The 12,946-nt window shown below is 62.2% G+C and carries 8 protein-coding genes; all 8 read left to right on the top strand.

Annotated elements, in window-relative coordinates; genetic code table 11:
• Positions 1–7 precede the first annotated feature (7 nt).
• The 8 genes from C7411_RS08275 to C7411_RS08240 all read left to right on the top strand — a co-directional run bounded on the left by C7411_RS08275 (position 8) and on the right by C7411_RS08240 (position 12,922).
• The gene (locus C7411_RS08275) at positions 8–1,213 is read left to right on the top strand and encodes a tetratricopeptide repeat protein (protein WP_110383345.1); all 1,206 of its coding nucleotides are present in this window, start codon (positions 8–10) and stop codon (positions 1,211–1,213) included.
• 337 nt (positions 1,214–1,550) lie between these two features.
• Complete coding sequence (locus tag C7411_RS08270; RefSeq protein ID WP_110383344.1) at positions 1,551–4,307, top strand: TonB-dependent receptor; 2,757 nt, start codon at positions 1,551–1,553, stop codon at positions 4,305–4,307.
• 227 nt (positions 4,308–4,534) lie between these two features.
• Positions 4,535–6,370 (top strand): extracellular solute-binding protein, encoded by a 1,836-nt coding sequence (locus C7411_RS08265; protein WP_110383343.1) that lies wholly within the window; start codon positions 4,535–4,537, stop codon positions 6,368–6,370.
• A gap of 8 nt (positions 6,371–6,378) precedes the next feature.
• Positions 6,379–7,431, top strand: a complete 1,053-nt coding sequence (locus C7411_RS08260; RefSeq protein ID WP_110383342.1) for a microcin C ABC transporter permease YejB — start codon at positions 6,379–6,381, stop codon at positions 7,429–7,431.
• Positions 7,385–8,497 (top strand): ABC transporter permease, encoded by a 1,113-nt coding sequence (locus C7411_RS08255; protein ID WP_110383341.1) that lies wholly within the window; start codon positions 7,385–7,387, stop codon positions 8,495–8,497. The genes C7411_RS08260 and C7411_RS08255 overlap by 47 nt, the downstream gene beginning before the upstream one ends.
• Positions 8,497–10,128: an ABC transporter ATP-binding protein gene (locus C7411_RS08250; RefSeq protein ID WP_110383340.1), complete on the top strand. Its 1,632-nt coding sequence runs from the start codon at positions 8,497–8,499 to the stop codon at positions 10,126–10,128. The genes C7411_RS08255 and C7411_RS08250 overlap by 1 nt, the downstream gene beginning before the upstream one ends.
• Positions 10,125–11,561 carry a TldD/PmbA family protein gene (locus C7411_RS08245; RefSeq protein WP_110383339.1) on the top strand — a complete coding sequence of 479 codons (1,437 nt, stop codon included), beginning with the start codon at positions 10,125–10,127 and terminating at the stop codon, positions 11,559–11,561. Before C7411_RS08250 ends, C7411_RS08245 begins: the two co-directional genes overlap by 4 nt.
• Positions 11,561–12,922, top strand: a complete 1,362-nt coding sequence (locus tag C7411_RS08240; protein WP_110383338.1) for a TldD/PmbA family protein — start codon at positions 11,561–11,563, stop codon at positions 12,920–12,922. The genes C7411_RS08245 and C7411_RS08240 overlap by 1 nt, the downstream gene beginning before the upstream one ends.
• Positions 12,923–12,946 lie beyond the last annotated feature (24 nt).

Genomic DNA, 12,946 nt, shown 5'->3' with positions numbered 1-12,946 from the left:
GAAAGCGATGAGTATTCCTTCTCGATTCAAGCGGGCAGCGCTTGCGCTCGCGGTGAGCGGCTTCTCGGCGCTGGCCATGGCATGGACAGCGGCGCAGGCTGCGGACACGCTGCGTCCGGACGTGGCGAAGCCACTGAATGACGCACAGAATCTGTACCGCGCACACCACTACGAGGACGCGCTCAACAAGATTGCGCAGGCCGGGGCCGTTCCGAACAAGACGCCGTACGAAACGTACATGGTCGAGGAGATGCGGGGCGCCGCCGCCATGGCGGCGGGGCAGAATGGCGTGGCGGCGCAGGCGTATGAATCGCTGCTCGCGAGCGGGCAGCTCAAGGGCGAGGACGCGCAGCGCACGACCGCGGCGCTCGCGGGTATTTACTTCCAGCAGAAGAACTATGCCCAGGCGATCAAGGCCGCGCAGCGCTACCAGAAGGCGGGCGGCGGCGATCCCCAGATGGCCACGCTGCTGGTCGAGTCGTACTATCTCTCGGGCGACTACGCCACCGCGACGCGCCTGCTGAACGCAAGTGTCGAAGCCCAGGTGCGCGGTGGCCATACGCCGGACGAGGCGCAGTTGCAACTGCTCGGCACTTGTGCTCAGCGTGCGAACGACCAGGAAGCCTATCGCGGCGCGCTCGAAAAACTCGTGGCATATCACCCGAAGCAGTCGTATTGGGATGACCTGCTGCACGCGATTCGCAGCAAGCCCGGCTATCTCAGCGCACTCGATCTGGACACGTATCGCCTGCGCCGCGCGACGGGTTCGCTCTCGAGCGCCGACGACTACATGGAAATGACGCAACTGGCGATCGTTGCGGGCTCCACGGCGGAGGGCAAGCAGATTATCGATCAGGGTTTTGCGTCTGGCGTGCTGGGTCACGATGCTGGCGCCGATCGCGAACGTCGCTTGCAGGCACTAGCGGCGAAGCGTGCCAATGCCGCGCCCGATCCGGCCAATCCCCTGGCGCCGTACGATGCGGCTTTCAACCAGGTGTATGCGGGGCAGGAGAAGCAGGGTCTCGCAACCATGGAGTCGCTCATTGCGAAGGGCGGTCTTGATCACCAGGACTTGGCGCGGCTTCGCCTCGGCGAGGCTTACTTTGCCTCGGGGCAGAAGGCGCGAGCCGTCCAGGCGTTCAAGGCGGTCAAGGGCAACGATGGCAGCGCTGAGCTGGCGCAGCTTTGGGTACTGGTGGCGTCGAAGCCGTGACTGCCTGAGTGAACTGAAAAAGTGCTTCAATTTTATGCAGTTAATTAGGTATACATAGTAAATAAAGAATGCCTGGTTCGTTCGGGCTCGGCAGGGGTGTTGTGACAGAAGTGAAGCAGCATGAGTTTCGGGGCAAGCGGCAATGAGAGAGGCGGGGAGAAGCCGCTTTTCTCCGGGGCAGGCAAGCGGTCGATTGTAAATGGAAGAGCACGTAGCAGGGCGGATACAGGTAGAAAGTGGCGCGATGCGGCAGCGTCGTCAAATCTAATGCGGGGGTTCACGAGACCTTGCTTCGCATAACGAAGTAGACGTGACCGGAAATAGATAAGGGGAAACTGTGAAACAAAGGGCATTGGCTGTAGCCATTCGAAGAATAATCTGGGCTGAACTGGCGTTTTCAGCGGCGTTTGCCGTATCGGCATTTGCGCAGAGTCAGCCAGTGACTAACGGCGGTGCGGCGGTCGCTGCGGATAATGCAGCCGCGCCAGCGGCGGCGCCGCAATCGGGCGCGAGCGCACAGACGGGTGCGGCCAGTACAGGTAGCGCGCCGGCCACGACCGGGAGCAACACAGCCGTCAAGCAGTTGAAGAAGTTCGAGGTCACCGGTTCGCTGATTAGGCAATCGGACAAGACGGGCTTCCAGCAGGTGCAAACGATCAGCCAGAAGGATATCCAGAACAGCGGCGCAACGACTGTGGCCGACTATCTGCGTACGGTCTCGGCCAACTCCGCCAATAGCTGGAGCGAAGGCCAGGCGGGCAACTTCGCGGCCGGCGCGGCGGGTATCGCGTTGCGCGGCTTGAGCGAGAAGTACACCCTCGTGCTCGTCGACGGTCAGCGCGTCGCGCCGTTTGCCTTCTATTCGAACAGCACCGACAGCTTCTTCGACCTCAATACCATCCCGCTCAACGCGATCGATCGCATCGAGATCGTGAAAACCGGCGCCGTGTCGCAATACGGCTCGGACGCCATTGCGGGCGTGGTCAACATCATTACGAAGCACGACTTCCGCGGACTTCAGCTTGACGGCAGCTACGGCAGTTCGGTGAGCGACGGCGGCGGCAACGGCACGACCAAGTTCGGCATTCTGGCGGGCTTCGGCGACCTCAATGCGGACCGCTTCAACGTCACCGCATCCGCAAGCGTCTATCACTCGGCGGGCTCGACGCTGGCCGACCGCGACTCCACGGCGGCGCAGGACTTCACGGACAAGCCGGGCGGCCTCTCGCTGCTCGCGCCGTCCTACTGGCAAACGGGTCCCAACACGGCGCAGGCGTTGAGCGGGTGCCCATACGGCGGCTCCGTCCATCCGGCCGGTAGCAATTTCCTGGGCGCGGCTGCGGGGCTGGGCGGCACGGTGTGCGCCTTCAACACCGCCAACGGCATGTCGATCGCGCCGGAGACGACGCGCGCGAGCGTGAAGGTCCACGCCGACTTCAAGGTCGACGACACGACCACTGCCTTTGCCGATGTGTGGGAAAGCTACAACCAGACGACCACGAATGACGGTCTCTGGAACAACATCGTCGGCAGCCCGCAAACGCCGACGCTGACCTATACACCGGGCGTCGGTCTGACGCCGTTCAACAACGTTGTGCCCGCAAGCAATCCGTACAATCCGTATGGTGTGGCGACGCCGCTCACCTATGCGTTCCCGAATACGGTGGCGGAAGAGACGTACGCGAACTTTTTGCGTGCGTCCACCGGTATTCGCGGTTCGTTCACCGTGCCGAAGTATGGGGACTGGGACTGGTCGACTTCGTATAGCCACTCGCAGAGCAACGTTTCGAATACCTACACGAACCAGCTCAACACGACGGCGCTGAACAACATCTACCAGAACGGCACGTTCAACTTCGCCAATCCGTCCTCGACGCCGAATGGCTTGAACGGCCTGTACATGAATGCAAACAACCAGGGCATTTCGAAGCTCGATACGGTTGACGCGACATTGGCGACACCGAACCTGTTCCATCTGCCCGCGGGCGATATCGGTGTTGGATTCGGCGCGCAGTTCCTGCATGAGAGCGAGGTAATCAATCCGGGCGCAGAGTTTTTGGGTGGCCTCGTGGCTAACCCGAATCTGCAAACGGTCGATGGTCAGCGCAATGTCGCGGCGGTGTATTACCAGGTCGATATTCCGATCGTCAAAAACTTGACGTTCAGCCAGTCTGGTCGCTACGACCATTACAGCGATTTCGGTGGCGCGTTCTCCCCACGCTTCGCATTGCGCTACCAGCCGGTCCAGGCGCTGACGATGTACGGCTCGTATAACCGTGGCTTCCGCGCGCCGACGTTTGTTGAAAACAGTGCTTCGCAGACGCTCGGCATCCAGCAGCTACCCGGCGGTACGGTCACCACGATCACGTCGGGTAACCCGGACCTGCAGCCGGAGCGTACGCGCAATCTCAACCTCGGCTTCCAGGTTTCGCCTACACGTACAACGGACGTCGGCTTTGACTGGTACAAGATCCGCGTCGATCACGTAATCGGTGAAGCCGCCGAGCCGTCGCAGGTCGTGACCAACGCGCAAGGCCAGACACTGTACGAGGTATTCCCGTATGAGAACCTCGGCTACCTCGATACGAACGGCTTCGAAGGCACCTTCCGCCAGGCGCTCCCGACGAAGATCGGGACCTTCACGCTCCTGGCTGACTGGGCATATGTGAAGGACTTCACGCTGGGTCTGCCTTCGGGCCCGATCAACGGAGCGGGCAACAACTACACGATCACGCAGCCGTTCGGCGGCAGCTTCCCGCGCTGGAAGGGCAATACGACGCTGGATTGGGCCTATCACGGATGGAACGCCGCACTGACTTGGATGTTTACGGGCCCTTATGCGCAGACGCTTTCTGTCGCGGCGCCGACGCCAGTTGCAGACAAAGTGGGTTCCTATAGCCAGTTCAACCTGATGGTCACCTATACGGGCATCAAGCACTGGACGATCTACGGCGGCATCAACAACATCTTCAACCGTACGCCTCCGTTCGATCCGATCTTTGCCAGCAGCGCGCTCGACCAGACCGGCTACGACACGTCGCTGTACAACTATATCGGCCGTTTCGCGCAGATCGGAGCGACGTACAAGTTCTGAGCAATCGGCGCGATGTAGTGAGTAGTTGATGAAGCAGGCGGCTTTGGCCGCCTGCTTCGAATATTTCCCATAGTGGCGGGGCGACGGCGGCAGACCCCTGCCGCGTCGGACAGACGAACCGTGCATCGGCCACGCGCCGGTGTACGTCCTCATGCGGACAGACGATGAGATTGAAGAAGTTGAGCTTGTCACGATTGTCGCCGCATTGGTCAGGTGTTGCGTCCGCAATGACCCTGGCAGTTGGCGTCGGCATGCTTGCGACGCCGTCGGCGCACGCGGCTACGGCGCTCGCGCAGTACGACCAGCCGAAGTATGCATCCGGCTTCACCCATTTCGACTACGCGGACCCTGATGCGCCGTCGAACGGCGTCCTGAGCTTCGAAAACTACAATGAATTTCAAAGCTACGATTCGCTGAACCCCTTTCTTGTGCGAGGTGCACCCGCGCCGGACATCCAGAATCTGATGTTCGACACGCTAATGCAGCGCAGCTGGGATGAACTGGCCTCCGAATACCCGCTGATCGCCGATAGCGTTGAGGTCGCGGCCGACCGCTCGTCCGCGACGTTCCATATCAATCCGGCTGCGCGCTTTTCGAACGGCGATCCGATAACGGCGGCCGACGTCAAATATTCGTTCGACACGCTCACGAGCCCTCAGGCGTCGCCGCTCTTCAACGCGCAGTTTTCGGTGATCAAAAATGCGGTCGTGGTGAACCAATCGACGATCCGTTTCGAGTTCCGTCGCGCGGAGCGCGACGCACCGCTCATAGCAGGCGATTTGCCCATTTTCTCGCGGAAGTGGGGGATGAAACCCGACGGCTCGCGTATTGCATTCGACCAGCTTTCGAACGTGCCGCCCATCGCGAGCGGTGCCTATCTGATCGACGAACGCAAGAACGACAAGCAGATCGCGTATCGGCGCAATCCCGCGTACTGGGCGGTCAACCTGCCCACGCGCCGCGGCATGTACCACTTCGAGCGCATCACGTTCAAGCTCTACCTCGACCTGTACACGCAGCTCGAGGCGTTCAAGGCCGGCGACGCCGATGTGCATGTGGAAGACAGCGCGACGCAGTGGGCGCGCAAGTATGTGGGCAAGAACTTCCGTAACGGCATGCTGAAGCAGACCAATTTCCCGGATGGTCCTGCACAGATGCAGGGCATGCTTTTCAATCTGCGCAAGCCGATGTTCCAGGACGTGCGCGTACGCCATGCGCTTTCTCTCGCATTCGACTACGACTGGATGAACCGCATGATGTTCTACGGTCAGTACCTGCGCCTGCACAGCTATTTCGAGGCGAGCCCTTTCGGTGCTACCGGCATGCCGGGCGAAAAGGAGTTGAAGCTGCTCGAACCGTGGCGCGCGAGCCTGCCGCCGGAAGTGTTCGGGCCGATGATCAAGCAGCCCACGACGCTGCCGCCAGATTCGCTGCGCGGCAATCTGCGCGAGGCGCGCGATCTGCTTGCGCAGGCCGGCTGGCATTATCGTGACGGCGCGCTGCGCAATGCAGCGGGCGAGCCCATGAACATCGAAATCCTCGACGACCAGCCGGGCATGGACCGCGTGATTCTGCCTTATACACAGGCACTCGCGACGCTTGGCATCAGTGCGCATCTGCGCGAAATCGACAGTGCGCTGTACCAGAAGCGCCTCGACAACTTCGACTACGACATGACCACCTGGCTCTACAGCCCTGTGACGATTCCCGGCGCGGAGCTTGCACGCCGCTTTGGCAGCGCAGCTGCCTCCGAGGTGGGATCGGAGAACTATCCGGGCGTGCGCTCGCCGGTCGTCGACGCGCTCGTGAAGGCGGTGCAGGCCGCGAACACGCTCGACGACCTCGAAGCTGCCACACGTGCCCTCGATCGCGTGCTGATGAATGAGTACTACCTCGTGACGGAGTACTACGCTCCCAACGCGCGCATCGCCTACAAGACTTCGCTCGGTTTTCCGTCCGTCGTGCCTGTATCGTTCGGAGCCCAGGACTGGATCGTCGACTACTGGTATCGCAAGCCGCAAAACGCGCAAGTCGCCCAGACCGCGCAAGCGGCGGCTCACTGAGGACCACCATGTTCGCGTACATTTTTCGACGTCTATTGCTGATGGTGCCGACGCTGATCGGCGTTGTCACGCTCACGTTCGTCGTCACGCAGTTCGTGCCGGGCGGCCCGGTCGAGCAGATCATGTCGCAACTGCGCCATGGCAATGCGCGCGGCGGCGAGACCGGGGCAGGGGGCGGTGGCTATCACGGCAGTCAGGGCGTGGATCCGCAACAGATCGAACAGATCAAGAAGGAGTTCGGCTTCGACAAGCCACCGCTCACGCGCTACTTTCTCATGCTCAAGAATTACGCAAAGTTCGATCTGGGCCAGTCGTATTACCAACATGACAGCGTCTGGAACGTGATTCGGTCGAAACTGCCCGTTTCCATCACGCTTGGGTTATGGACAGTACTGCTGACTTACGTGATATCCGTACCGCTCGGCATCGCCAAGGCCGTGCACAACGGGTCGCGATTCGACACCGTCACGAGCGTACTCGTGCTCTCTGGCTATGCGGTGCCCGGATTCGTGCTCGGCGTGCTCCTGTTGATGCTGTTCGGTGGTGGCACGTTCTGGCAGGTATTCCCCATGCGAGGTCTCACGTCCGACAACTTCTCGGACTTGAGCCTCGCGGGTAAGGTGCTCGACTACCTGTGGCACATCGTCCTGCCGGTAACGGCCTCTGTGGTCGGCAACTTCGCGATCGTCACGATACTCACAAAGAATACGTTCCTCGAAGAGATCGGCCGCCAGTACGTGCTGACCGCGCGGGCAAAAGGCGCGCCCGAGCGCGACGTGCTGTGGAAGCACGTATTGCGCAACGCGGCCATTCCGCTTGTCACGGGCCTGCCCGCCGCGTTCGTGGGCGCTTTTCTGAACGGCAACCTGCTGATCGAAACGTTGTTCTCATTGGACGGCATGGGCCAACTGTCTTATGACTCGGTTATCCGCCGCGATTACCCCGTCGTGCTTGGCTCGCTGTTTCTGTTCACGCTGATCGGCCTCGTAACCAAACTCATTGCTGACGTCTGCTATGTCCTCGTCGACCCCCGCATCCAGTTCCACCGCCTGGACCGCTGATTCCGCAGCCGCTCCGCATGCACCGTCGGTCTCGCCCTGGCGCCGCACCTGGCGGCGGTTTCGCGCACAGCCACTCGGCTACTGGAGTCTTGTCATCTTCGTCACGTTGTTTGCGATCAGCATGCTCGGCGAGGTGCTTGCAAATGACCGGCCGCTTGTCGTGCGTTACGACGGTCAATACTACTTCCCGATCGTCAAGAACTATCCGGAGACGATCTTCGGTGGCGACTTCCCGGCGAGGACCAACTATCTCGACCCGTATATCCGGCAACGGCTGGAGTCGAAGGGCAATTTTGCAGTCTATCCGCCCAATCGTTTTCATTACGACACGATCGACTACTTCGCGGCGCGACCGTATCCGTCCGCTCCCTCGACCACAAACTGGCTTGGTACCGATCAGTTCGGCCGCGACGTGCTTTCGCGATTGCTCTACGGCTTCCGGCTCTCGGTGCTGATGGCTCTCGCGCTAACGGTTTCCGGCGTCGCATTGGGTGTGTTGACGGGCGCGGTGCAGGGCTTTTATGGAGGACGCATCGATCTCATCGGGCAGCGGTTCATCGAAATCTGGAGTTCGATGCCAGACCTCTATTTGCTCATCATATTCGCCTCGATCTTCGAGCCTGCGCTTTGGTTGCTGTTTATCCTGCTTTCAATGTTTGGATGGCTTGTACTTTCCGATTACGTACGCGCGGAGTTCCTGCGCAACCGCTCGCTAGACTACGTGAAGGCGGCGCGAACGATGGGCCTGTCGAACTGGCAGATCATGTGGCGCCACGTGCTGCCCAACAGCCTGACGCCGGTCATCACGTTCCTGCCTTTTCGCATGAGTGCGGCCATTCTCTCGCTCACGAGTCTCGACTTCCTCGGGCTGGGCGTGCCGCCACCTACGCCGAGCCTTGGCGAGCTGCTGCAAGAGGGAAAGAACAATCTCGAAGCGTGGTGGATCTCGCTCTCGGCTTTCGCGGCGCTCGTGATTACGCTGCTGTTGCTCACGTTCATGGGCGACGCACTGCGTAACGCACTCGATACGCGTACGCGTGGCTCGGCATTCGGCGGAGGTAAGTAATGAATCGTCCTTTGCTGGATATTGAGCGCTTTAGCGTGCGCTTCGGCGAGAAAGTGGCGGTGCGCGAACTGAGTCTTTCGATTGCACGCGGCGAACGTGTCGCGCTCGTCGGGGAGTCGGGGTCGGGCAAGAGCGTGACTGCATTGTCGATCCTTGGCCTCGTCGAGCATGCGCGGTTCACGGGACGTATGCTGTTCGACGGCGAGGATCTTCTGCAGAAAACCGAGCAGCAGATGCGCGGCGTTCGCGGAGCCGATATTGCCATGGTCTTTCAGGAACCGATGACGGCCCTGAATCCGCTATACACAGTAGGCAAGCAGATTGCCGAGAGCCTCCGCATCCACGAAGGTCTGAGCGCCGGCGCGGCACGCGGGCGCGGTATCGAACTGCTTCGGCGGACCGGCATTCCCGAGCCGGAGCGTCGCATCGACAGCTTTCCGCACCAGCTGTCTGGCGGACAGCGCCAGCGTGCGATGATCGCGATGGCGCTCGCGTGCCGCCCACGCCTGTTGCTCGCCGACGAGCCCACGACGGCACTTGACGTAACCGTGCGCCAGCAGATCGTCGATCTGCTAATCGACCTGCAGGAGCAGGAGGCGGCAGCCCGTGGCATGGCCATATTGCTCATCACACATGACCTGAATCTCGTGCGGCGCTTTGCGCAGCGTGTGGCGGTGATGGAGAAAGGCGTACTCGTCGAAACGAACACGACCACGGCGCTGTTCTCGAACCCGCAGCATCCCTATACCCAACGCCTGCTCGATAGCGAGCCGCGTCGCGAAGTGGCTCCGGTCGCGGTGGATGCGCCGCCCATCCTCGAGGTGAAGGGCCTCGCCGTGGACTACCGCACGGCGGCGAAGGGCTGGCGTTCGCTCTTCGGTAGTTCGACTTTCCGTGCCTTGCACGAAGCGGACCTGAGTCTGCGGCGCGGCGAAACGCTCGGTGTCGTCGGCGAGTCGGGCTCCGGCAAATCGACGCTCGCGGCCACCGTTCTGGGGCTGAAAAGCGCGGCGGCGGGCGAGATTCTCATCGACGGAAGCGCGCTCTCGGCGCACCGCAAGGCAGATGCGCGCCGCGCACTGTACTCGCGTATGCAGGTGGTGTTCCAGGATCCATTCGGCTCGCTTTCGCCGCGCATGACGATAGAGCAGATAGTCGGAGAGGGGCTGGCCGTGCACAGACCGGAGTTCGACGGACCGGCGCGGCGTATGCGTATCGCATCGCTGCTCGAGGAAGTGGATCTGCCTGCAGATTCGATGCAGCGATACCCCCACGAATTTTCGGGCGGCCAGCGGCAGCGCATCGCCATTGCGCGTGCACTGGCTGTCGAGCCGGAGCTGATTGTGCTCGATGAGCCGACCAGCGCGCTCGACGTCTCGATTCAGCAGCAGGTGCTCGCGCTGCTGACGAACTTGCAGAAGAAGTACAAGCTGAGTTATTTGTTCATCACGCATGATCTGGCCGTCATGCGCGCGATGGCACATCGCGTGATCGTGATGAAAGCGGGCCGTATCGTCGAGCAGGGTGACACGCTCGACGTGCTGCACGCGCCGTCACATCCCTACACTCAATCGCTGCTGGCGTCGTCGATGCTGCACGCGCCGGCAGTGCTACAGGAAAAGTTCGCATGATCGAAGAGCGTTGGGTGCAGGGCGCGTGCTCGCTGAAGAGCAGCGCCGATTTCTGGTCGCTGCGCGTGGTCGACGAAATTGTCGAGGACCACGTGGTGCGCAACGACGTCGCGCAGCCGCTGCGTGTAGTGCGCGAGCGCGGCGCAATGCTGACTGCCTGGGCCGGTGCTGGCGCCGGCTATGCGGCTACCGCAGACCTCAGTGCCGGGGGGCTCCAGCGTGCGCTCGACATCGCCACGGCGCGGGCGTTTGCCTGTGCGCAAGTCTCGTTGATCGATCATCGCCGCCTTGCTCGGCCCGTTGCGAGCGGCAGCTATGCTTCGCCGAACGTCGATGCGCCGCTTCCCACCCGCCGTGAGTGGCTCGGCCAGCTTGCGCACGAGTGCGCGTCGGCGAACCTCGACGCGCGCATCGTCGAGCGCGTGGCGAGCATGCAGGTTGCGCACGCGGATCAACTCTATCTCACGAGCGACGGCGTGCGCATCGAGCAGCGCTTTCGCTACCTCATGCCGGGACTGAGCGTGGCTGCGCATGCAAACGGCGACACGCAGGTGCGAACGCTTGCCGGTGACCACGGCGCGCTCGGGCAGGGAGGTATCGAGATACTCGCGCGGCACGGCTTCAATGGCGCCGGCGCCCGTGTAGCGGACGAGGCGCTGCAACTGCTCGCGGCACCGAACTGCCCGTCGGGCACGCGCGACCTGTTGCTGATGCCGGACCAGATGATGTTGCAGATTCACGAATCGATCGGTCATCCACTCGAACTGGACCGGATTCTCGGCGACGAGCGCAACTTCGCTGGCTGGAGCTTCGTGAAGCCGGAGATGTTCGGCAGCTATCAGTACGGTTCCCCGTTGCTGAACGTGACGTTCGACCCCGAGTTGCGCGAAGAAGCCGCGACGTATGCATTCGACGACGAAGGCGGTGCGGCGAGCAAGCAATACCTGATCCGCAACGGCGTGCTGGAGCGGCCGCTCGGCGGGGCGCTCTCGCAGCAGCGCGCCGGGCTGCCAGGGGTCGCCAACTCGCGCGCGGCCAACTGGAATCGCCCGCCTATCGACCGCATGGCGAACCTGAACATCGAGCCCGGTACAGAGACACTCGCTGCGATGATCGCAAACATCGAAAACGGCATTCTGATGACTTCGAATACGTCATGGTCGATCGACGACCATCGCAACAAGTTCCAGTTCGGTTGCGAATATGGCCGGCTCATCGAGAACGGCAAGCTCACGCAGGTCGTCAAGCGGCCTAATTATCGCGGCATCTCGGCGAGCTTCTGGCGCAGTCTCGTTGCCGTAGGCGACGCGAGTACCCGGGAAGTCTATGGCACGCCGTATTGCGGCAAGGGAGAGCCTGCGCAGGTGATTCGCGTGGGGCACGCGTCACCCGCGTGCGTCTTCAGCAACGTAGACGTATTCGGAGGCGCCTGATGAGCGAAACACTCTTTGCAAGCGAGCGCGTGGCGGTGGATTGGCACGCGCATTTCATGATGCTCGCCGATGCGATCGACCGGTTGTTGCTGGCCGGTGAAACGGCGCTCACTTCATTTGCCGGAGAGCAGTCGGACTTCATTCGCTTCAACGGCGGCAAGGTCCGGCAGATGGGCCTCGTCTCGCAGGGCAAGCTCACGCTCCGGCTGATCGACGGCGCGCGCCAGGCGTATTCGACGCTCGACATTTGCGGCAACGCCGACCAGGATCTGCGCGATGTGGGCGCTACCTTGCAAACGCTTCGTGCGGGCCTGCGTGATGCACCTGATGATCCGCACCTGCTGTACGACACGACACCCTGGCAGCGTTCGACGCGGCGCACGGGACGGCTGCGCGATCCGCATGCTCTCATCCATGTAGTGGCCGAATGCGCGCGTGGGCTCGATTTCGTGGGTTTCTACGCGGGCGGCATGCTCGCGCGTGGCTTCGCCTCGAGCTGCGGCAGCCGTGGCTGGCACGAAGTCGAAAACTTCTGCTTCAGCTGGTCGCTCTATCATCCAGGCGGCCGCGCAATCAAGACGACTTATGCGGGCGAAAACTGGGACGACGCGAAGTTTGCCAGCAAGGTGCAGGCGGCGGCGGCGCGCCTGCCCGTGCTCGCGCTCGCACCGCGAGCGCTCGGGCCGGGCCGGTACCGTGCGTGGCTCGCGCCAGCGGCGCTCGAAGAACTGCTGGGCGTTGCCGCCTGGGGCGGCTTCTCGGCGCGCGCGCAGGCGACGTCGCAGAGCCCGCTTTACCGGCTGCATGGCGGCGAGCTTTCACTCGACGCGCGCGTCTCGATCACTGAAGACCTCGCGCTTGGGATTACACCTGCTTTCAACGACGACGGATATTTGCGCGAAAGCGTGCCGCTCGTGCATGAGGGAAGGAGCGTCGCGCAATTGACGAACGCCCGGACGGCGCGTGAGTACGGCCTGATACCCAACGGTGCGCTGGCGAGCGAGGGGCCGTCGTCGCTTTCGATGCCGGGCGGCGACCTCGCGGATGCGGATGTACTCGCGGCGCTCGGCACGGGTCTCTACGTCGGCAACCTGTGGTACGTGAACTTCTCGGACCGCATGAGTTGCCGCCTGACCGGCATGACGCGTTTTGCGACGTTCTGGGTGGAGGAGGGGCGTGTCGTCGCGCCGGTAGACGCCATGCGCTTCGACGACAGTCTGTACGGCCTGCTGGGCGAGCGCCTCGAGCGCCTGGGCGCGCAACCCGAGCTGCGCCTGTCCGAAGACACATGGGGCCAACGCGCGACGGGCGGCATGCAACTGCCCGGGGTGCTGGTGAAGTCGTTTGAACTGACGCTATAGCCTGCCTGTCCTTCCCTTACGACT

This window comes from Paraburkholderia silvatlantica (assembly GCF_003096715.1).
GTDB lineage: Bacteria > Pseudomonadota > Gammaproteobacteria > Burkholderiales > Burkholderiaceae > Paraburkholderia > Paraburkholderia silvatlantica.
This window is presented reverse-complemented; position numbering and strand designations above follow the sequence as displayed.

Excerpts from the sequence above, each read along its gene's own strand:
- C7411_RS08275 (WP_110383345.1), top strand. The coding sequence starts at position 8 with ATGAGTATTCCTTCTCGATTCAAGCGGGCAGCGCTTGCGCTCGCGGTG.
- C7411_RS08265 (WP_110383343.1), top strand. The coding sequence starts at position 4,535 with ATGACCCTGGCAGTTGGCGTCGGCATGCTTGCGACGCCGTCGGCGCAC.
- C7411_RS08260 (WP_110383342.1), top strand. The coding sequence starts at position 6,379 with ATGTTCGCGTACATTTTTCGACGTCTATTGCTGATGGTGCCGACGCTG.
- C7411_RS08255 (WP_110383341.1), top strand. The coding sequence starts at position 7,385 with ATGTCCTCGTCGACCCCCGCATCCAGTTCCACCGCCTGGACCGCTGAT.
- C7411_RS08250 (WP_110383340.1), top strand. The coding sequence starts at position 8,497 with ATGAATCGTCCTTTGCTGGATATTGAGCGCTTTAGCGTGCGCTTCGGC.
- C7411_RS08245 (WP_110383339.1), top strand. The coding sequence starts at position 10,125 with ATGATCGAAGAGCGTTGGGTGCAGGGCGCGTGCTCGCTGAAGAGCAGC.
- C7411_RS08240 (WP_110383338.1), top strand. The coding sequence starts at position 11,561 with ATGAGCGAAACACTCTTTGCAAGCGAGCGCGTGGCGGTGGATTGGCAC.